Source organism: Acinetobacter sp. G11, from assembly GCF_049808495.1.
Lineage (GTDB): Bacteria > Pseudomonadota > Gammaproteobacteria > Pseudomonadales > Moraxellaceae > Acinetobacter > Acinetobacter kookii.
The window spans coordinates 1-22,574 of record NZ_JBNCAT010000007.1; the positions used below are offsets into that span (position 1 = coordinate 1).

At 42.2% G+C, this 22,574-nt stretch carries 14 protein-coding genes and 1 pseudogene; 5 read left to right on the forward strand and 10 right to left on the reverse strand.

Features of this window, described 5'->3' with window-relative positions; all coding sequences use genetic code 11:
• A pseudogene (locus ACPUEY_RS04505) lies at positions 1-148 on the forward strand (IS4 family transposase); the annotation flags it as partial.
• Positions 149-214: 66 nt separating this feature from the next.
• On the opposite strand, the gene ACPUEY_RS04510 reads toward ACPUEY_RS04505, so the two are convergent.
• The 6 genes from ACPUEY_RS04510 to pilG all read right to left on the reverse strand — a co-directional run bounded on the left by ACPUEY_RS04510 (position 215) and on the right by pilG (position 8,787).
• On the reverse strand, positions 215-673 hold the full coding sequence (locus ACPUEY_RS04510) for a hypothetical protein (RefSeq protein WP_131273600.1): 459 nt from the start codon (positions 671-673) through the stop codon (positions 215-217).
• A 4-nt stretch (positions 674-677) separates the two neighbouring features.
• Complete coding sequence (locus ACPUEY_RS04515) at positions 678-5,177, reverse strand: Hpt domain-containing protein (RefSeq protein WP_425121281.1); 4,500 nt, start codon at positions 5,175-5,177, stop codon at positions 678-680.
• 173 nt (positions 5,178-5,350) lie between these two features.
• A complete protein-coding gene (locus tag ACPUEY_RS04520; RefSeq protein WP_425121282.1) occupies positions 5,351-7,423 on the reverse strand; it encodes a methyl-accepting chemotaxis protein in 2,073 nt (690 codons plus the stop codon).
• A gap of 45 nt (positions 7,424-7,468) precedes the next feature.
• Positions 7,469-8,005: a chemotaxis protein CheW gene (locus tag ACPUEY_RS04525; protein WP_092818787.1), complete on the reverse strand. Its 537-nt coding sequence runs from the start codon at positions 8,003-8,005 to the stop codon at positions 7,469-7,471.
• A 5-nt stretch (positions 8,006-8,010) separates the two neighbouring features.
• Positions 8,011-8,379 (reverse strand): response regulator, encoded by a 369-nt coding sequence (locus tag ACPUEY_RS04530; RefSeq protein ID WP_131273602.1) that lies wholly within the window; start codon positions 8,377-8,379, stop codon positions 8,011-8,013.
• 24 nt (positions 8,380-8,403) lie between these two features.
• Positions 8,404-8,787, reverse strand: coding sequence for a twitching motility response regulator PilG (gene pilG / locus ACPUEY_RS04535; RefSeq protein WP_086195987.1), 384 nt, complete (start codon positions 8,785-8,787; stop codon positions 8,404-8,406).
• 280 nt (positions 8,788-9,067) lie between these two features.
• Here pilG and ACPUEY_RS04540 point away from each other — a divergent pair, with 280 nt between their 5' ends.
• From ACPUEY_RS04540 to ACPUEY_RS04555, 4 genes are all read left to right on the forward strand, one after another.
• On the forward strand, positions 9,068-9,712 hold the full coding sequence (locus ACPUEY_RS04540) for a hypothetical protein (protein WP_425121283.1): 645 nt from the start codon (positions 9,068-9,070) through the stop codon (positions 9,710-9,712).
• A 62-nt stretch (positions 9,713-9,774) separates the two neighbouring features.
• Positions 9,775-10,899, forward strand: a complete 1,125-nt coding sequence (locus ACPUEY_RS04545) for an efflux RND transporter periplasmic adaptor subunit (protein ID WP_425121284.1) — start codon at positions 9,775-9,777, stop codon at positions 10,897-10,899.
• Positions 10,900-10,926: 27 nt separating this feature from the next.
• A complete protein-coding gene (locus ACPUEY_RS04550) occupies positions 10,927-14,031 on the forward strand; it encodes an efflux RND transporter permease subunit (RefSeq protein WP_425121285.1) in 3,105 nt (1,034 codons plus the stop codon).
• A gap of 96 nt (positions 14,032-14,127) precedes the next feature.
• Entirely contained in the window at positions 14,128-15,846 is a 1,719-nt protein-coding gene (locus ACPUEY_RS04555; RefSeq protein ID WP_425121286.1) for a proline--tRNA ligase, read from the forward strand.
• A 54-nt stretch (positions 15,847-15,900) separates the two neighbouring features.
• Here the strand turns inward: ACPUEY_RS04555 and ACPUEY_RS04560 are convergent, their stop codons facing one another.
• From ACPUEY_RS04560 to ACPUEY_RS04575, 4 genes are read right to left on the reverse strand one after another with little or no spacing between them, the layout of a single operon-like run.
• Positions 15,901-17,193: a hypothetical protein gene (locus ACPUEY_RS04560; RefSeq protein ID WP_425121287.1), complete on the reverse strand. Its 1,293-nt coding sequence runs from the start codon at positions 17,191-17,193 to the stop codon at positions 15,901-15,903.
• A gap of 39 nt (positions 17,194-17,232) precedes the next feature.
• On the reverse strand, positions 17,233-19,557 hold the full coding sequence (locus ACPUEY_RS04565) for a DUF6160 family protein (protein WP_425121288.1): 2,325 nt from the start codon (positions 19,555-19,557) through the stop codon (positions 17,233-17,235).
• Positions 19,558-19,585: 28 nt separating this feature from the next.
• Positions 19,586-20,305, reverse strand: coding sequence for a hypothetical protein (locus ACPUEY_RS04570; protein WP_425121289.1), 720 nt, complete (start codon positions 20,303-20,305; stop codon positions 19,586-19,588).
• An 11-nt stretch (positions 20,306-20,316) separates the two neighbouring features.
• Positions 20,317-22,425 carry a hypothetical protein gene (locus tag ACPUEY_RS04575; protein ID WP_425121290.1) on the reverse strand — a complete coding sequence of 703 codons (2,109 nt, stop codon included), beginning with the start codon at positions 22,423-22,425 and terminating at the stop codon, positions 20,317-20,319.
• Between the last annotated feature and the right edge of the window lie 149 nt (positions 22,426-22,574).

Here is a 22,574-nt window from a genome sequence, read left to right on the forward strand (position 1 = left end):
ACATTTAGGGGAAGCGGGTTGGACAGTTCAACGCTTACTCAGAATAATTCAAGTGAATTTATTTGAAAGAAAAACTTTAAAAGCTTTATTCTCACCCGATAAAATCCCCATTAAACAAGAGGAAGCTCATGTGAGCTTCCTCTTGTAAAAATTGTGGGACAGCAGTGACTTAACAGTTCCTTTTTTATTACCCGGCTTTATACACGCGACAACATTACAATCCTAAAGAAGACTGAATCTGTTCAAGATTAGGCACATAAAACACCTGATCTCCCATGCGTACATACTGGAATACATCAGAATCTGTTGCCGTGCGCTCTTCATCTACCACTTCGGAAATACGCAGACGAATCGTTTTTGGCATCTCATTACACATCAGGGCAAAACGCTGACTGACATCATCGCCTTCAATGACCAATGCTACACCCATTTTACGTTCCGGATCATTCACCGCATACACCGGCAATTTCAACTCATGCCATTCCACAAAAGGCACCTGTGTAGCGCTATCCAGTGCAGACAGGACAATATTTTGCGGAAGAATCATCGCTTCCTTACCATGGCAATCGATAATATAGGTATCGATAAATCCGGTAGATACCGTAATAAGGTGGTGTAACTCTTGTTGTGAAATTCGATCAACAGCAGAGTTTGAAACACTATTTTGGCTCATTGAATTATCCCTGACTGATTTCTAACAAACTTTCCACATTTTCCAGCAGTTCCGCTTCCTGGAACGGTTTGCCCATATAGTGCGTTACGCCCAGGCTGAATGCACGTTCACGGTGCTTCTCGCCTGTTCTCGACGTAATCATGATAATAGGCAAGTTTTGATGCACATCATGGTGACGAACCAGGTTGGTAACTTCAAAACCGTCCATACGCGGCATTTCAATATCCAGCAACATCAAGTCCGGTTTGACATTTTCCAGCTGCTCCATGGCATCAATACCATCTTTGGCCGTCACCACATCAAAGCCTTGACGCTCAAGTAAACGTGAAGTCACCTTACGTACAGTTACCGAGTCATCCACAATCATGATCAGGCGGCGTGCATTGCTGTAACGGGAATGCTCACGCTGATCAGACACATGTTTAAGACGCTGGGTGTTCTGAATTTGTCGGGCAATATTCTGACCATCCAAAATCAGACAGACTTGACCATCACCTAAAATGGTTGCTCCGGCAATGACACCGACACTTGAGAATTGCTGACCAATCGGTTTTACCACAATTTGTGCACGCGAACCAATCAACTGATCGACAAGCAATGCAATGGTTTGCCCATTATTGCCCTTAATGAGCAGCACAGGCAAAGAATGCGCCACATTACTTAAGCGAGGCAAAGGCTGATTGGAAACGAATTCGGATAAATAACGCAGTTTGTAACTGGTGTTATCAATTTTAAAGAAGTCTTCTTTACTGTTGAAATATTGCTCCAGCGCAGATGGTGCAATTCGTACAATACGGTCAATTTGTGCCAAGGAAATCGCAAACTGCTGATCACCTGATTTCACCATCAGGGCATCGCTCACCGCTACTGTGGTCGGTACCCGGATAGTAAAGGTTGTGCCTTTACCCAGTTCAGACTCGATGGAAATATGACCGCCCAGTGCCTTAATTTCGCTCTGCACCACGTCCAGACCTACACCACGCCCGGAAATTTGGGTCACTTCTTTGGCGGTACTAAATCCAGGATGGAAAATTAATTGCAGGATTTCCTGCTTGTCAATGGATTGATCGGCTTTAATTAAACCCAGGCTGAGCGCTTTTTCTTTAATTTTTGCTTCATCAATCCCTTTACCATCATCACTGAACGACACCAGGACGTCGGTACCTTGACGGCTGATATTGAGGACAATTTTTCCGACTTCAGGCTTCTGAAGTTCATGACGTACGTGAGTGTCTTCCAGACCGTGGTCAATCGCATTACGCAGCATGTGCTCAAAAGGCGTGACCAGACGCTCTAGAATGTTACGGTCCAATTCACCTTCGGTGTTTTGCACCACCAGTTCTGCCGGACGGTTCAAGGTTGATGATGTCTGACGCACAATCCGCTGTAAACGTGGCAACAAACGGTCAAATGGTACCAGACGGGTACGCATCAGGCTTTCCTGAATCTCGGCTTGAATGCGTGATTGTTGTAACAGTAAGCCTTCCGTATCACGAATCTTTTCGGACAAGGTGGTTTTGAAATCGACCAAGTCGGATGCAGATTCCGCCAGTGATTTTGACAACTGGTTCAATGATGAATATTGGTCCATCTCCAGCGGGTCAAAATCGGCATAACGTGAGTTATCACCATGTTTGGCAATAATTTGCGACTCTAGCTCGCCTTCCATTCGGCGTAACTGGTCCGCCAGACGCTTGATCGCCAATTCCATCTCGTTGAGGGTATTACCAAACTGCCCCAAGTCCATTTCAATACGCGAACGGTTAATCGCATTTTCACCAGACAAATCGATCATTTTTTCCACCAGATCGGCAGAAATACGGATCATTTCATTGCTGTTGTCCTGTTGATTGCTTGTATCCCACTCACCCATCATCGCTGGAGGTTCGGTACCATCGCCCTGAACAAATTCAAAGACTTTAGCTGTAGACAGCATATCGGACTGAGTCACGCGATTAGGCAACTGCGCAATGACATCAACAAATTCAATCGACTCTAAACTTAATTTAACGCTATCAAAATTACTGTAATCATGCTCGAAAATAGCCTGCTTTAACCATGCCAAAGTGGTTTGCAATAACAGGTCATAAACATTGGAATTGAACTGATGCACAGCGAAGCGTTCGAAGGTGGTTTCCAGCTGGTAAGCAATCGCCCCTACCGGTTCATTTTCCACCATGCGCGCACCACCTTTCAAACTGTGGGCTGCACGCTGCAATTGGAGCAGCAAACTACGGTCACTGCGCTGCTCAAACCATTGTTGCAGCAGGCTATCTGTAGACTCTAGAATTTCTTCTGCTTCTTCCAGGAAGGTTTCTTCTGCAATTAAACGGATACTGTCGTCTGGCTCTTCAACATGGGCTGGACTTGCCAAAGCAATGTCAGCAACTGCATCGACTTCTGCTGCTGAAATTGCAACAGGTTCCACTGATTCCTCAGCAGCTATGTCAGCTTCAATTTGAATTTCTACTTCAGCGCCAGCTTCCGTTTCGACTGGAGTTTCCAGTTCCTCAATTTCAGTTGCAGCTTCAATTTGAACTTCAGGCGCTGCTTCTGCAACGGCAATGCCGACAACCACACCACCTTGAGCTATCGCTTGAATATTACGTAAAATTTCAATTGATTCAGCAGCAGCATAGTCAATCTGATCGTCACGGATGATTTGAATGCGGTCAGAAACGTCATCTTGTACTAGACGAATAATGCTGATGAGCTGTGGATTGACTTCAATTTGCTGACGGATCACGCGTTCATACATGCTTTCCAATTCATGCGAAATCAAACCAATATGCGTCGCCTGAATCATATTTGCTCCCCCTTTGAGGGTATGCAAATAACGCATTAAATTATTCAGTGCTGCTGTATCGGATGGATCTTTCGACCAGGTGTTCAAATCCCGATCTATCCCGCCCAACAATTCTTCCGCTTCTTCCAGGAAGATACCCAACAAATCTTCATCAAAATCACGATTTGCATCAGCAGCATGCATTTGTGCACGGTCTGAACGAATTTTTTGTGAAATCTGGGCCAGATCTAGACTGCCTGAAGCAGGCGTTGCCAAAACTTCTGCTTGCATTGCAACACTCGGTTCATGCGCTGCAAACTGTTCAAGATCTTGCTGAACAAAGGCGGTAAGATCATTCAAAACTTTCTGGACATCAGCGGTTAAAATAACGCGCTGGCCTGCTGCCAAGGTATCGAACAGATGAATGAATTCTTGATGTGCCTGCCCAAACAGATCATAGGCATAATCGATATTGAGCAATTCCGGTTTTAATATCAGGGCTTCATAGCCAGACTTCAATTCATTGGTAAATTGATGAATGCCCATCGCAGCACGATTATCGGTATGGTCCAATAATTGCTGTGCCTGCTGGCTTAAAGTCTGAATGTATTCTGGATATTCTACTTTGGCACGTTTTTCAAATTCAAATTCCGCATCCAGAAGCAAATCAATATTTAATTCGACCAGCTTGGACACCAGACCTTGCGGATTGACATCCTCATCGACTTCTACCGAATTGAAACCATAATCGTCCCATGCTGCATTGAAAGTGGCATAGATTGCATCTAGTTTCTGGGTTTGACCCTGTCTTAAGATATGCAAATAATCACGGACAAACTCAGCATACTGAATCAGTAAGGCAGTCTGACTGGAAGTAGAAACAATTTCTTCTTGTAAAAGTGTTTTAAATAAGTTTTCAACCTTGGTACTGGCTGCAAAAATCTGCTCAATATGCGCCATGGAAGAACTGCCACGCAAGGTATGCAAGGCACGGATCAGGCCATTATAATCCTGATGTTGTTCCTGTTCAGTTTTCAGGAACTGGTCAATCGTGAGCAGATGTTCTTCCGCTTCTTCAATAAAGATCGCGACCGTTTCTTCAATATCATTGTTATCGTCTGATGCAACTGGCGCTGCTGCGGCTGTTGTTTCGATTGCCGTTTCAGGTTCTGCTTCACTAGATGCTTGATCCTGCAATTCCAGGCCAGTGAGACTGTCGACACTGGTCATTGTGGTAGACAACTCAAGCAATTCTTCCAGTGCAGGTTCCAAACTGACCTGCTGCTGTATTTGCTGCCCCAATAGGACTAAAGGTCTTAAGTCGATATCAGCATTTTGTACCGTTTTAAAAATTGGGTATAACTTATATTGATAAATATTAAACACAGACTGAGCAAATCGTTGAACTGTGCTGTCTAAAGGTACTGTACCGGAAATAACACGATTTAAAGTATCTTCCACCGACCATGCCAACTCGCCCGCAGATTTTGCCCCCACCATACGACCCGACCCTTTGAGCGTATGGAAATGACGGCGAATGGTCGTTAAAGTTTCTTGGTCATGAGGATTTTCCAACCAAGCTGGAAATAAAGTACCCAATTCAACGAAGATTTCTTCTATTTCTTCAACAAAAATTTCTAAAATTTCTGCATCTTGATCAAGATAACTATCTTCAGGAAGCGTAGTCGTTTCAACTAAATTTTTTAATATTTCTTTCATAGCTTAGGCTTCTTACGTTTATCTGCCACCAAGAAGGTTGCTCAAACTTAATTGTCACCATCACGCGAGACCTAACTTTGAAGTTAAGTTCATCTTGTCGATGCTTTATCTGTATCTTGTGGATACCCCCTGCCCGAGAGCAGGGTATATCACTGCAACGCTGTTGAATTAACTTAGTCAGGTAATTTAAAGTCAGTTACAGATTCACGTAATGATTCGGCCATATTTGCCAATTCCGATACCGAACGTGCTGTATCGAAAGTTGCAGTTGTTGTTTGCGAAGTAATTTCTTGTACAACATTCATCGTTGTCGCAATGTGACCAGCGGAAGCGGACTGAAGTTTTGCAGCGTCCGAAATGCTGGCAATCAATTTCGCCAGGTTGCTGGATACCGTTTGAATTTCATCCAGTGCCACGCCAGCATCCTTGGTTAAGCTTGCACCACGAACAACCTCTGATGTGGTTTGTTCCATCGAAATTACGGCTTCGTTGGTATCTGTTTGAATGGTTTTTACCAGGCCTTCAATCTGTTTGGTTGCAGAGGCTGAACGTTCCGCAAGACGCTGTACCTCATCGGCTACCACGGCGAAACCACGACCGGCTTCACCTGCCATCGACGCCTGAATTGCAGCGTTCAAGGCCAGGATGTTGGTCTGGTCGGCAATATCGTTAATCAAGGCAACGATGTTACCAATTTCCTGAGAAGATTCACCCAGACGTTTAATACGTTTAGAGGTTTCCTGGATCTGCTCACGAATGGTGTCCATACCTTCAATCGAACGGTTTACAACCTCTGCACCATTGGCAGCAATTTGTACCGAACGCTCCGCAACCACTGCAGATTCTTCCGCGTTTGCCGATACCTGGTCAATAGACATCGCCATTTCGTTAATCGCGGCAGATGCACCGGCAATCTCTTGTGCCTGGTGTTCAGATGCTTCAGCAAGCTGGTGGGTAATGCCCTGGGTATTCGCCGTATACTGCGCAACTTCTTGAGAGGTTTCAGTAATACGCGATACCAGGTCACGTAACTGGTCAATCGCGAAGTTAATGGAGTCGGCAATTGCACCGGTAAAATCTTCCGATACCGTTGCATATGAACGCAAGTCACCATCCGCTAAGTCGGCAATTTCATCCAGTAAACGTAAAATCGCGTTCTGGTTACGGTCATATTCTTCTTGCAGGCTTGCCACACGCTGTTTATCTGACTGGCCACGTAATGCAAGCAATTTGAATACAGCAAACAGGAAAGCAACCAAACACAAGATTAAAAGCAAGGCAGGAAGTGCAATAGCCAAGCTTGAACCGCCAGATAGTTTATTCAGGTTAGTTAACAATTCATCTGACTGGGCAAAAATGGAAGCAGAAGCTTGACGTACTTTTACAATTTGAGCCGAGTTTGAAAGAATCGTTGCAGAAGCAGATTTTAGTACATCATCGTATTCGCTTTTAATCCCTTCCAGTGATTCACGCAATGCCGGATCGCTAATACGTTCTACACCCAGTTCTGCACTACCATTGAGCTGCGCATTCAGGTAAGAACCGAAGGTTTCAGTATCAGCACTGAAGTCATCCGCAGATTCGCGCGAGTTGTCATTACCTGTAAGTACCGAACTGATCGAACGCAAAATACGTTCTGCAATGAATACCTGGTTTTTCGCAATAACAACCTGGTTAGACGGCATGTTTTGACGTGCCATCTGGTCAACCATCAGGTTATATTCTGCCTGAATTCCTGGAATTGATTCGCCAATTGCAATGTTGGTATCGTACAGCTTGTTAATCATTTTTTGTTGGGACGAAATTAAATCAATCCCTTCTGATAGCGATTTCCACTGCTTTTCCACGTCCACCAATGCAGCCGTATGTGGATGAATGTCTTTAACCGTTTCCAAGTTTTCAGCAAATTCTTTTTGCGACTGAATTAATTTATCAATCGACTCTTTGGTTCCTGAAGCGGTTGCATCAGTCGCCTGACGTGAAATGGTTTGTGACAATAGACGCAAATCACCCACACTACGTGTCAATTCGTTATTACGTGGCACACTATAGAATAGGTATAATAATAAGAATAGTGCTACGACCAGAGAAAATGCTGCGCCCAAAATCAATGGTTTGGACTTTTCACTGTCACCAAATACACGTGATAATTGCTCTGTTTGTGATTGAATCTTTGCTAATAAAGCATTCCCGCCCTTACGGCCGGTGCCTTCACCTGTATTCTTCTTTTTAAGTTTAAAGCCCATCCAGCTTCTCCCCGAGTTGCGCTATCATTCTTTAGCTTGCGACTATTAATTTATAAATTTTACAGAGGCATTCATGTATTTTGGGTTTTGCAATAAACGACTAAATAAGAAAACATGCCAGTGCTGATTATGTTGATAAAAATATCCCTGACAATATTCTTGTAAATTGCTATCTAATTCACTGTTTTTAGAAAAGAAGCTTTTCTTATTAAAGTGTTGAATCCCCAAAACCTGATCTACCACCAAACCGACATAATGGTCATTATGACTAATACACAATACTTTTTGAGTCGGTGAAAACTGACTTCGATGTCCGGAAATATAATGCGCCAAATCAGCGACTGAAAGTAAACGTCCCCGAATATTGGCCAGCCCCATCACCCATGATTGGGTATTGGGAACCGGTGTATATTTTGGTGGATAGATCACTTCAGATACTTCACCCAAAGGGGCAACAAAATATTGTCCCATCATCTCAAAAGCAATGCCTGACCATCGGTTTACTTCATTTTCAGTGGTAACGTAGTTTTTATTGCCACGTTTAGCCAGCCGAAGTAATTCGATAAATCCATTTGCTGCCATAGAGCTTATCCTGCATTGAGGTGGTGCTTAATCACATCAATTAATTGGTTTTCGTCTACAGGCTTGGTTAAATAATCACTTGCCCCCTGACGTTTTCCCCAAACGCGGTCAGTTGCCTGATCCTTGGTACTGACAATCACAATCGGAATGTGTTTGGTCGTAGAACCCCGTGCAATTTGACGTGTCGCCTGAAACCCGTTTACTCCAGGCATGACCACATCCATAAGCACCAGATCTGGCAATTCTGCTTGTGCCATTGTGACACCATCCGCCCCATTTGCCGCTTCAATCACCTCAAAGCCATGCTTGGTTAAAATCTCTCTAAAACGAAATGTTTCTGTAGGTGAATCATCAACGATAAGAATACGTGACATGCTTTTCCCCCAATAAAAATAAACTTATGCTGTTACGTGATTACGGATTGCGTTTAACAATTCATCTTTACTAAAAGGTTTAGTTAAATACTCATCCGAACCTACAACACGACCTTTTGCCTGGTCAAATAAACCATCTTTACTTGACAGCATAATGACTGGAATATTCTGATAATTCTGCGAATTTTTAATCAATGCACAAGTTTGATAACCGTCTAAACGTGGCATCATGATATCTACAAAAACGATATCCGGATTTGCTTCAGCAATTTTTGCCAAAGCCTCAAAACCATCTACTGCGGTCACAACTTCACAACCTTCACGTTGTAATAATGTTTCTGCTGTACGACGAATGGTTTTTGAATCATCAATCACCATCACTTTTAGATTTTGGAATTTTTCGTCCATTTAATGATCCTTCCCATTTTTAGAATGTACAAACAATTTTAGTCAAAAATTTTATTACAAGTTACGAACATTTTTAACATATCTTTACTTGCCTTTTCAATGAACATTTTCCGCAGAAAGACTCACTTTTTTTTATTTTCAATAACAGCTTCACACTTTCTATCGACCAATGATTTTTTTTTGACAGACAGAGGTTTTTTATTGCTTATTTTAAGTCTAATATAGCCTATTTATTGCTTTTAAAATAAGTAATTTAGTCAACTTTTATTCGGGGGTAACAATGCAAAGTCAGTTTAAATACAAACTTGCTTTCATTGCACAAAAAAAAATGAACTTTAGATTCATTTTTCTTTCTTTTCTCGTTTTGCAGGCAGCAGTGGCATATGCTGAAAATCCACTACCCAAAGCCACCTGGTATCGCTACTACGACAGTAAAGGGGTAGCCAATATTAGTACCAATGTCACCCCCAACCATATTCGCCATGGCTACGAAGCCCTAGATCAGAATATGCAGGTCATCCGGCGTAATCATGCCTATAATACTGAAGCCGACATCAAACAGGCCCCCCAGCGTGCAGCCCACGCCAAGCAGCAGGCAACTGACTTAAAACTAAAAAAAGCTTATGGTAATAGCCAGGTTGCACTGGCAAAACGTAATGACGCATTGGGCAACATTAAAAAGCAGATTGCCTTCCAGCAAGACCAGTTAAAACAATTACAGACTGACCGTATCTACTTTAAGCGTCAGCAGATTGAACATTTACGTAAGGCTGAAAACATTCCTGTCAGCTTGAAAACTACCATCGAGAATAATCAAAAGAATATTGAAGCAAAAAGAACAATGATTCAATCATTACAAATAAACTATCGAAAAACACAAGCAGAATACGACAATATTATCGCTCGCTTAAAAGCGCTGGAATAATTGCATTTATTATGTGAAGCGCTTAATTTAAGCCACAATAAATAAAAAAAGGATGAACCTACATGCTACCTCGACAGCATACAAATAAATCTAAATTAAGGGACCATACGCAATATTTAAGCACCAGTTTCCTCTGTTTGAGTCTACTTCTGACTGCTTGCCAAAAAAATGAAATAGAAAAACCTGTAGAAACCACAAAAAAAATCGAGTTAATTGAAAAGGATTTAGTTTCTGTAAAGAATGGCACTTCTATCGCTAAAAGTGCTTTTACCGGTACACTTCGTGCAGTTAATCAAAGTAGCATACAGGCTCAGGTCACTGCCACCGCAACCCAGGTCTATGTACAGGTCGGACAGTCGGTTTCTAAAGGTCAAGTACTGGTTCGCCTGAATAATCAGGACAATGCGGCACGCTTAGCGCAAGCTCAGGCCAATTTGGCAGCGACACAAGCTCAGGCCAGTCTGGCTAAAAATATGATGCAGCGCAAAAAGCGCTTATTGGATCAAGGCTTCATCTCCAAAGTTGAATATGAACAGGCTCATGTTGACTATCAGGCGCAACTGGAAAATGTGCACGCACAGCAGGCAAATGTGAATATTGCCCAGAAGGCCGAGCGTGAAGGTACCATTTATAGCCCCATTTCCGGAGTGATTACACAGCGCCAGGTCGATGCAGGCCAAACGGTTGCTGCTGGCCAGACCCTGTTTGAAATCGTGGATCCGAATCAACTGGAAATTCAGGCCAAATTACCAAGTGACATGCAGTCCGCATTAAAAGTTGGACAACGTATTGAATACACCATTCAAGGTAATCCAGCGCAACTGACGGCGGTTTTATCTCGAGTCTCTCCTATTGCTGATCCTGCCAGCCGCCAGATTGAATTTTTTGCCAAACCCAACGAGACGATCAACTCACTCAGCATCGGTGCTTTTGTGGAAGGCAACATTCTGGCTTCGACCCAGGTTTCAGGTCAGCTTATTCCGCTCGATGTGATCCAGAATATCAAAGATAAGCCTTATGTATGGGTGATCCGCCAGAACAAAATTGAAAAAGTCCCTGTAGTAATCTTGGAACAGCGCTATCGGGACAATTTGGCTGTCGTGCAAGGACTGCAAGACGCTGACCAGATTAGCCGTATCAAATTTAATGACCAGGACATTCATCAAGCGGTCATCATCAATAAATAATAAAAAAATAAGTACAGGATTGTTCTTATGTGGTTTACCCGAATTAGTGTTAAATATCCTGTTTTCACCATCATGATGATGTTGTGTTTACTGGTACTGGGACTGGCATCTTGGCAACGGATGGGTGTAGAAGAATTTCCCGATGTCGATTTCCCTTTTGTGGTGGTCTATACTTCCTATCCGGGTGCCTCCCCGGAAACCATTGAATCTGAAATTACCAAAAAAATGGAAGACCAGATCAATACCATTTCGGGTTTAAAACAGATTATTTCCCAGTCCAGTGAAGGGCTATCGACCATTATTGTCGAATTCAATCTGGATGTGTCTTCTGCGGTAGCCGCACAGGATATTCGAGATAAAATCTCCCCTGTTACTGCCCAGTTTCGTGATGAAATTCAAGACCCTGTTGTTGAACGTTACGATCCGACCGCCAATGCGGTGATGTCGATTGTATTTGAATCAGACAACATGAGCTTGCGGGATTTAAGCTCCTATTTAAGTCAGCGCATTGTTCCGCAACTCCGCACTGTACCGGGCGTGGGTACAGTGAACTTGTTGGGAGATGCTCAACGCCAGATTCGTATTGAGGTCGATCCGCAAAAACTGCAAAGCTTTGGCATTGGTGTAGACAAGGTTATTAACACCCTGAAAGGTGAAAATATTGAAGTTCCCGGAGGAACCTTAAAACAGCCTACCTCTGAACTGGTGGTAGAGATCAAGTCCAAAGTGATTCATCCGCAATCTTTTGGTGACCTGATTATTGCCAATAAAAATGGTGCACCCATTTACCTGAAACAGGTGGCGAATATTGAAGATGGTCAAGCTGACTTCGAATCAAGTGCTTATTTAAATGGTAAAGCTGCGGTCGCGATTGATATTTTGCGCAGTTCAGACTCCAATGTGATTGATGTAGTCAATGCCACCTATAAAGCCATGGCGAAAATCGAGAAACAGCTACCCGAGGGTACTGTGGCGAAAGTTGCCGTCGATAGCTCCCGGGGTATTCGTGGCAGTATTCAGGATGTGGCACGCACCATTATTGAAGGTGCGGTGCTTGCTGTTCTGATTGTTTTGCTGTTCCTGGGTTCTTTTCGTTCCACCGCCATTACCGGACTGACCTTACCGATTTCGCTGCTCGGTACCTTGACCTTTATTTGGGCTTTTGGCTTCACCATCAACATGATGACCTTGCTGGCCTTATCCCTCAGTATTGGCCTGCTGATTGATGATGCCATTGTGGTGCGGGAAAATATTGTCCGTCATGCCGATATGGGTAAAGATGCCGTCACAGCAGCACTGGATGGCACCAAGGAAATCGGGCTGGCGGTTTTAGCCACTACCCTGACCATTGTCGCGGTATTTTTACCGGTTGCATTTATGGGCGGGATTATCGGTAAATTCTTCTATCAGTTTGGGGTCACGGTCAGCGCTGCCGTGCTGATTTCGATGTTTGTCAGCTTTACCCTTGATCCTATGCTTTCTGCGCACTGGGCTGAAAAACATGATCCCAATAAACGACCCGGCAGAATCAAGCGCTTCTTCAAGTGGATCTCCAACAAGCTTGATCATTTAAGCCATTATTATGAAAAGCTGTTAAAGCTGGCACTCCGCTTCCGTATTTTAACCTTGATGGTTGCGGTCGCTTCACTTTTTGGTGCATTGGGTTTATCCAAATTGATTGGCACGGAATTTGTTCCTGTTCCAGATAAAAATGAAATTCGAATTAAATTTGAAACGCCTGTAGATGCCTCACTCGAATATTCACAAGCCAAGTTGTTGCAAGTGGAAAATATTCTTCGCCAGCATCCAGATGTACGTAATACTTATAGCATTATCAACGGGGTAACGGATCGAGGTAAAAACCATGTCAGTATACGGATCAAGGTCACCCCTCGCCTGGAACGTGAGAAAACCCTGACCCAACTAAATAACGAGTTTCGCCAGCGCTTGCAAAGCGTAGCGGGCATTACCATTACCTCGGTGGCTTCGGCAGATGAAACTGTTTCTGGCGGTCAAAAGCCGATCCTGATTTCCATTAAAGGCACCGACCTGAACGAACTGCAAAAAATCTCCGATCGCTTTCTGGCAGAAATTTCCAAAATTGAAGGGATCGTCGATCTTGAAAGCTCGCTTAAAGAATCTAAACCCACCTTGGCGGTTCATATCAATCGTGTCCTGGCGAGTGATTTGGGTCTTTCTGTCAATCAGATTGCCAATGTTATCCGTCCTTTAATTGCAGGCGATGATGTCACCACCTGGCAAGATGAAAAAGGCGAAATCTATGAGGTCAATCTTCGCCTGACTGAAAACAGACGTACCTTGCCGAGCGATATACAAAATCTTTATCTGAACTCACAAAAAACCGATGCCTCTGGTCAGCCGATATTAATACCGCTGGCAAGTGTGGCATCGTTTAACGAAACGTTGGGCGCTTCGCAGATTACCCGGCGTGACTTGGCCCGTGAAGTACTGGTAGAAGCCAATACCGCCGGCCGACCGGCAGGCGATATCGGTGCGGATATCAAAAAAATTCAAGATAATTTTGATTTACCACCCGGCTATAGCTTTGCCACCCAAGGTGCGAATAAAGACATGGCAGAATCGGCAGGCTATGCCTTAACCGCCATTACCCTTTCCATTGTGTTTATCTATATTGTATTGGGTTCACAATTTAACAGCTTCATTCACCCTGCTGCGATTATGGCTTCCCTTCCCCTCTCGCTGATTGGGGTATTCCTGGCTTTATTCCTGTTTAATTCCACCATGAACCTGTTTTCCATTATTGGCATTATCATGCTGATGGGACTGGTGACCAAGAATGCCATCCTGTTGATTGACTTCATTAAAAAAGCCATGGATCGTGGGGTTGATCGTTATGACGCCATTATTGAAGCGGGTAAAACACGTCTACGTCCTATTTTAATGACCACTAGCGCCATGGTGATGGGGATGATTCCCCTGGCACTGGGTCTGGGTGAAGGGGGCGAACAAAGTGCCCCTATGGCGCATGCCGTGATTGGCGGCGTCATTACCTCCACATTGTTAACGCTGGTGGTTGTACCCGTTATCTTTACCTATCTGGATGACTTGAAGAATTTTATGACGCGCCAAATCCGAAAAATCATGGCATAATAAAAGCCATAACTTTGAGGTGACATTCTGAAATGTTCACCTCATTTTTTATCATATAATCTTATGCTTTAACGCTTAATTATCAGGACAGTTTCCATGCGCGCGAGTCGCTTTTTATTTGCTACGTTAAGAGAAACCCCAAACGATGCTGAAGTGATTTCACATCAGCTCATGTTACGTGCGGGGATGATTCGTAAATTGGCTTCGGGTTTATACACTTGGTTGCCGATGGGCGTACGTGTGCTAAATAAAGTTGAAGCGATTGTACGTGAAGAAATGAACCGTGCCGGATCGCTTGAAGTCTTCATGCCAGTAACCCAGCCTTCAAGCCTTTGGGAAGAATCAGGCCGCTTTGTGCAATATGGTCCAGAGCTTTTACGTTTTAAAGACCGCCATAACAACGATTTTGTACTTGGCCCAACCCATGAAGAAGTCATCACTGATCTTGCGCGCAACGAACTGAAAAGTTACAAACAGCTTCCAATGAATTTCTACCAGATTCAAACCAAATTCCGTGATGAAGTGCGTCCACGTTTTGGCGTAATGCGTTCACGTGAATTCATCATGAAAGATGCTTACTCTTTCCATATCGATCAAGCCTCACTGCAAGAAACCTATGACGTGATGTATGACACGTACTGCCGTATCTTTAGCCGTTTGGGCTTAGACTTCCGTCCAGTACAGGCAGACACTGGCTCAATTGGCGGTTCAGGTTCGCATGAATTCCACGTTCTGGCATCAAGTGGTGAAGATGATATCGCCTTCTCTACAGAATCTGATTATGCTGCCAATGTAGAAATGGCAGAAGCTGTACTGGTGGGTGAACGCGCAGCTGCAACTCAAGAATTAAAACTGGTGGATACACCAGCTCAAAAAACCATTGCGGATGTATCAAACTTCCTGGGTACTGATGCTGCACAATCTGTAAAAGCACTATTGGTGCAAGGTGTGGCAACTGAAGAAGGCAAAGAAGCCCCAGTTGTTGCTTTATTCCTTCGTGGCGATCATGAACTGAATGAAATTAAAGCTGAAAAGCATCCATTAATCGCTGCGCCTTTAACATTTGCATCTGAAGCTCAAATTCAGGCACTTGGTTTAATCACTGGCTTCATTGGTCCGCAGGGTCTGGTTGAAAAAGGTATTACCGTGATTGTTGACCGTGCAGCATCTGTGCTTTCTGATTTTGTTGCGGGTGCCAATGAAGCCGACAAACATGCAACAGGTGTGAACTGGGAACGTGATGCAACCTTTACAGAAGTTTATGACTTGCGTAATGTAGTTGAAGGTGATCCATCTCCAGATGGTAAAGGTACGCTGCAAATCAAGCGTGGTATTGAAGTCGGCCACATCTTCCAGCTGGGCAAAAAATACTCTGAAGCTTTAGGCTGCAAAGTTTTGGGTAAAGACGGCAAACCGATGATCGTAACCATGGGTTGCTATGGTATTGGAGTAACGCGTGTGGTGGCTTCTGCCATTGAACAAAACTTCGATGACAAAGGGATTATCTGGCCTTCTGCAATTGCACCGTTTGAAGTGGCAATTGTGCCTATGAATGCCCACAAATCACCACGTACTCTGGAAGCCGCAGAAGCACTGTATGCAGAACTACAAGCGGCGGGTTATGACGTAATTTTGGATGACCGTGACGAGCGTCCAGGGGTGAAATTCTCTGACCTTGAAATTACGGGTATTCCACACCGTATTGTAATTGGTGAAAAAGGTCTGGATGCTGGTACCTTTGAATATAAAGGCCGTACCGATGCTGAATCTGTAAATATCTCTAAAGAAGAATTACTGGCTAAAATTGCAAAGTAATTGCTCCTTAAAATAAAAAAATCCCGCCATTTAGCGGGATTTTTTATTTTAGGATTAACAGAATTTCAGACCACCGAAACAGTTTGACTTAAAGTTCTGCCCTTGCAAGGTTAAGTTTTGTAATGGAAAATTAATCACTGCAGGGTTCTTAATTTCACCCACATCAAGCGCTGCAGTGGCAACACATCCGATAAGCAAATCCCCACAGGGACGTGGCTTAGAGGTTAAATCATGATTAATCCCTGCAATTGTTTGTTTAAGCACTTCGTCGGTGATTTTTACATTGGTTGTTGGACTAATACTCCCTAAATCCACTTCATCTTCAATTGCTAACCACCATCCTCGATTTGCAGCAACCGATGCACCTGGCCATAATATTTGCTGTGTCTGTAGCGATAATGAACTTGCGTTATTTAAATACAAAGAATGGATCAAACCTAAATTCTGGTTCACTGTAATATCAGTCTGCAAGCCGGTTAAAGAGCCGGTAATGTCTTTATCAAGTGTTAAATTTAAACCCAATGCTGAAATCTGTGCAGCTAAAGGTCCAGCAAAATCGATTTTATTTACCGTTCCCGTTCCTTTTAGGACTGCCTCAGTCAGACGTGTTCCAGATACAATTGTAGATGGAATGGTAAAAGGTGCTGTTGTTGAAGTTAAGTTAAATGAATAATCATTTGACTTATAATGTAATTCTAAAGGGATACCAATCAATGTTCCTATTACAGCACCTTCAATATACTGACCCGTTGCAGCATAATTCATCACCCTTGGATCTGTGGTTGCTACTCCAGAAGAGGCTTTGGTTTTCATATAACCACTAAAGGAGTTAATCCCATTCGGCGTACTGCTATTTTCTGTTCCTATTGTCATTAAGCCAGCAATTTTTTCAGCACTTAAACGAAAGCCCAATACCTCACGAGTAGAAGCAGATTTTGGATTTTTAATAGCGAACTCAACAAATGGATTGGTAATAAGGGCTGAACTTGCCGCACGATCATCAGAGGTATAGTTCGTGCCTTGCAAACCACTTAAAGAAATATTATCAATATCAATATCACATTTGCCAATACCATTTACCCCACCACAACCTAATTGCAGCTTTTTAATATTGGCATTGATTTCCATTTCAGCTTCCAGACCCAATTTATAAAACCCCAGATTCGTCTGGTCTACATTTTGTCCCTTAGCATCAATAACGTTATAACCTGCATTATATTCCATAGACAATAATGCCTGACCACTTACACCAGATAATGAATCATCATCCATAGCCACCATTGCATGACTTAAACCTGGTATTGCAATAGATGAAACAATCAAACTTGCCAATAATATTTTTTTCATAAGATTCTATCCCTATTCTTTTATTTATTCTCAAGCAGATTAACGTGGAGTAATCCCTAAATTACTTCTTATACTTCCACCTGTAATTGCAATATCTGCCATCTTTTGCATTTGATTCGGCATGGTTGACATCGATAATTCGGTCCTGAATACCTGATTTAAAGATTTAGCTGGATTAATATCCACTTTATTATCAAATATGACGGTATCTTTTTGCATCTTGACTCGTGATTCAAGTGCTAGAGCACCTTGCAATTTATTAAAATTAATACTTGAAGTTTTTATCACCGTGTTATTCGCATCGACGTCTTCGTTAATCAAACTAAAGTAGCTCCCCAAAATATTTGGGTTCAATTTATCTGTGTCTGATAATGCATTAAATTCAAAATTGGCACGGAAAGATAAGAAATTATTTTCTGCATTATCATTCATACCGGGAATAATGAACAAATCCCCTTTACCATCGAGTTTAAAGGCGATGGAGGTCAGCACATCATCTTTACGGGCGAAATTATCAACAGGCACGACACTGCCACATTTAGCAGAGCCAGTGGTACAGTTATAGAGTGAGCCAGGTAATTGACCAATCGCAATTTCTGCGCTGGCAGCAACCAGTAAATCATCGGCACTAATATAGATTCCTTGCTCTTCATAACCAATCACGCCTTTGGCTTTGACAAATGCATCAATATTACGTAAACCAGCATAGTAATTTACTTCTTCATTGAGCAGTCCTTTCTTTCCATCGATTAAAATTAACGATGTTGTACTCGCTGCACCTGTTTTTTTGTCAATTCCATACCCATCGGTACTTGCCATCACATTGTAGGCTATTCCTTTTTTGGTCCCAGCATCCACTTTCGATGTATATTCTGTGCCTGCAAGTGCGACATTGGCATTCAAATTATAAATAGGGATACCAATTCCCCAGCTACTGGTATCATTGGTAATTTCAGCCAAAGAGTTATCTGCAATAAACCGTGCTTTACGTGCAATCGATTGAAAATCCATACCGCGTATAGCAATCAGTGCAAAGTCATTCCCTTTTTCAAGAGAAGATAATTGCTGTGTCTGAACTAAACCACTCACCCCTAAAGTTTTTTTAATTTTATCGTTAATTAAAAAATCTAAACTTTTTGCCTGTATCGCATTAATATAAATGTCACCAAAATCAATATAGGCATTTTTGGTATTTACATCTGTTTTAGTACTCGAATTACGAACAGTTAAAGGTGATAAATTGGAAAATTCAATCGCATAACTTCCATTACCTGTATGACCAATTTCAAGGGTTGTTGGGGTCTGATTAGTACCTAAAAGCGTATTCCCTTCACGGGTGAAATCGGCAGAAACACCAAAATGCAGTCCACCCAACCCTACCGCATCATAACCTGTTATTGTGGCTGTTGAGGTACGGCCAAAATCGGTGATCCCACTTTGATTGGCATTTAAGAAAATTGTGGCATTGGTGACTGCACCCGAGGCTCCCATACGAATTAAATTTCGCTGCTGAGTCGGATCACTGCCATAACGCAGGTCGATATTTATCCCTGGATTGGTTGCCGTGGTTCTTGATGAATGTATGGTATCACGACCAGGCTGTGAATTTGCACTGGCAACTGGATCGCTGTCATCCACTCTCCCCAACATCACAACATGATCCGTGGCACCATCACGACTCTTCGTGGTCAGGACAATTCCTTCATCCATGTAGCTGTTTGATGTTCTTTCTTGATAAGAACTCAGATACATATAGCCATCACCAGAAAAATTGAAGTTAAAGTCTTTCAGAGTGAGCTTTTGCCCGTTTAATCCGTGACTGATACTGGCATTTTGTAATTGAAAATTAAGGTGTGCCGTTTCATCTCGATTGAATAATCCTGCTTGCGTTTGAAGAAGTACACGAAGCGGTGAACTGGTTTTGATATCAAGAGAACCTAAACTTTGTTGAGGAGTCTGACATTTAGTTGCATCAGTGCACAGTAACATGACATCCTTGACAGCCAATTCAAATGGAGAAATGTTCGCTTCTATACGAATTCCCGCCCCTCGAGCTGTTGTTCCGACATCAAAGTCAAGTTTAGAAACAATCGGTTGATTATTGACGCCTAACAGGGTTACATCTTTCAGACCAAGTTTCATGGTATCAGGGCGTTGCAATGAATCGCTAGGATTGCTTTTTGAAGAAGAATCCACCCAGTTGACAGCATTAATGGTTGCCTTGGAGATCTCATGCGTAATGGTGATACCATCTTGCCCTGTTACCGAACCAAGAGAGTCATCAGAAAGTTGCTCAAATGCATAGCTTTGTTGTGCAATCAAAATACTCGCCGTAAGCATTTTTAACTTTGTTATTTTTTTCATTCTTATATCCCTATTTGACTTTATTCAATTAACAGCGCGCAGTTCCAGCACCTGTACAGTTAAAACTGAATATTTTTAAATTGCCTGACAGGTGCAAATTGCCATGCATATTTAAGCCCATAAAGCCTTTTTCTGTATTTTTATCAAACATGGGGACATCTAAGCCAGGAACTGTAGTTCCATCAGACTTTTTTTCTGTATAGGTAGTATAAATCATATTGTTGGCATAACCTTCAGCACTTGAAGTGCCTGTTTCGACCGCCAAAGTATTAAAACCTAAATTTCGAATTTTAAGCGGCTTATCATCAAAAAAAGAAATTTGTAATGCAGTTTGAGGATTACCGTCACGGTTTATAATGGTCGAACCATCTAATGAAAACTTATCAATTTGTAAAGTGCCTTGAATGCCTTTAAAAACCAACCATTTTTTATTACCCATAGCATCTTTATGATTATTCGGTGCAATCGCTAAACGACAAAATACATTGTCTGTACAACTATAAGAATAAAATGCCTCTGTGGCCTTACCTGTTGCATCAAAAACTGAAATATTTTTTAGAGATAAATCTTTAGCATAACGGTGATTTAACGATAGAGTCCAACTTAAATCTGCACCGCCTTGTCCTGATACATCAGTCATCTCATGATTGTCCATACCCACTAACTGTGCATTGGCAATAGGGATAAACGCCAGCATAGAAATTGAACAAACCAGGTTCAGGATAGAAGTCTTAACACGTGGATACATAGCCTATTCTCCTATAAACCTGTTGTTTTTATTTTTAGGTGCTGAATGAGTACACCATCAATTGCAACCGAGCCTAAATTTGTCGGCTGGCCATTAATATTTTTAAAGACCACCCCGGTTGCATCGGCAGTTTTGTTCGCATTTAACAAATTGCCTGTAGCTGACCGTTCTACCGTACCAATCGTAATACTACTATGGGTTGCATTTCGACCTTGATAAGTCGTCGTAATATTATTTGCAGTCGTGGCAATTTCAGTACCGCAACTATAAACATTACAGGTTGAACCTTTTAAATAACTAGAAAGGGTCGTGTAGGTCACTCCATCTTTATCGACCATCGCAATATTCTGATTATTTTTATCTTTCAACACAGTGGTTGAGTCTGTGTCACTATAATAGGTATAAATTTGTGAATATATTTCTGGCACATTTGGAATACGGGTAATTTCTAAAATAATATTATTGCCTTCAGACCCTAAAATAAAAGGCTGATACATATTTCCTAATACCAAGTTGATATTGGGACTATATAAATACATCCCTTCCACATCATTAAATATTGGAGCTAATGAGCGGTCAATAGCTGGAGTGACTGCTGTGCCATCATATAAATCAGGATTACTGTCCGGACCTTTTTTGGCAGCAGTACTGATTCTAATTCCACGAGCATCTAAATTAGAATCCGTTGCTTTTAGCGTAGATGGATCATCATTAGTATTTAGACGTAAAATTGCAGCCATGCCTAAAGTTTGATTGTAATTGGCATTGCTCGTCGCTGGTAATGTTTGGAATAATCGAACTTGTGACCCATTTAAATTCAAGCCATTGGCAATAAACTGGGTCCTCAAACGATAATCTTTATCCAGGCCAGAAGTAGGTGCTCCAGTTAAGGGATCTACAGTATTACTTGAATTTAATTGGCGTGAAAAAATATCGCTCCAGAAGCCCAATTTAAAAGTATCACTGGTATCTGTCCCTTTTAACTTTAAAGGTGCCTCCAAAGCAATATAACCCACATTGGCCTTATTGCCTTTTGCAAACTGAATCGTATCCACATTACCTGCACGAATCAGCCATGGATTTGCTGCAGTTCCCCAATTAAAGCCTTGATTACTGTATCGGGTACTCAAGGACCCGTCGCTTTTAGACAGGGCCAGACCATAAATAAAAACGTCTGCTTTGGTTCTTAAACTTCCTACTGTAGCTTGAGCTGCTGCCAATTTTGCCAATCGAATGGCTTCAGTTTCAACCGCAGCAAGTGCAGTATTACTTGCTGTAGTAGCTTGGTTCTTCGCATATTCAGCGGCTTGTTGATTGAGCACTTCTTGTGTTTTAGCATCCAATAGATTCTTAACAAGAACGTTATCAATTACATTTTGCCTGGTTACACTTTGTGAATAGGTGGTTGACGGTATGCTTTCAGTTGAACGATTACCATAAAGCAATTCGATCATCTCTAATGTATTTTTTGTAGCATATTCTTGAGATTTACTCTTTATCCCTAATGTCGAGTCCAAAGCACCCGGTTCAGTTGTACCATCATCTGTTACACTTAATGGCCACACATTCCCATTATAATAATCATCATAACGTTGTTGATAATATTGCTTCATTAAAGGAGAATCGATATAACTCTGTACCACGTTCCCCCGATATTCAGCAGTATAATTAGTCGCTACATCCGTTTTCACTGCAGTGTAATTAGTGGTCCGATAACTATCATAAGAAGTCTGATAGGTAGTTTCGTAAACACCATTATAATTCGCAGCCTTCCCGCTTAAGTAAGCATCGGTATAGGCTTGATTATAAATTTTTGTGTAAGCACGCTGACCCAGTAATTCATAATTTTCACCGGTCGGAATAATGCGGATAAAGCCCGTATCATACTGTCCTGCATCGATAATTCCTTTGCCATAACTTGAAGCTTGTGAAATTTCGTTTGGCCCTTGAAAGACCATCTTGAAATTTTCAAGAGCCAGTGCAACCCCTTCACCTGTGGTTTCAGAAAGGTGATCATCTGACAAAGATTCAAGCGCATAAACTGATGGGCTAAGTAAAGCTGCGAGCATACTCGCCAAACAAGATTTTTTAAATCTTGCATTATTCCAACTTTGAGTCATCACGACCTTCCTTTTTATCAGATGCTCCGCATCATTATTTTTAATTCATCCTATACTTGGTATGCCTAATTTTTACTTATTTGTCATGACGACAATGTTATTACCAAGTCTGTACAACTTTTTATTATGCTGAATATTAGTGCAATTGC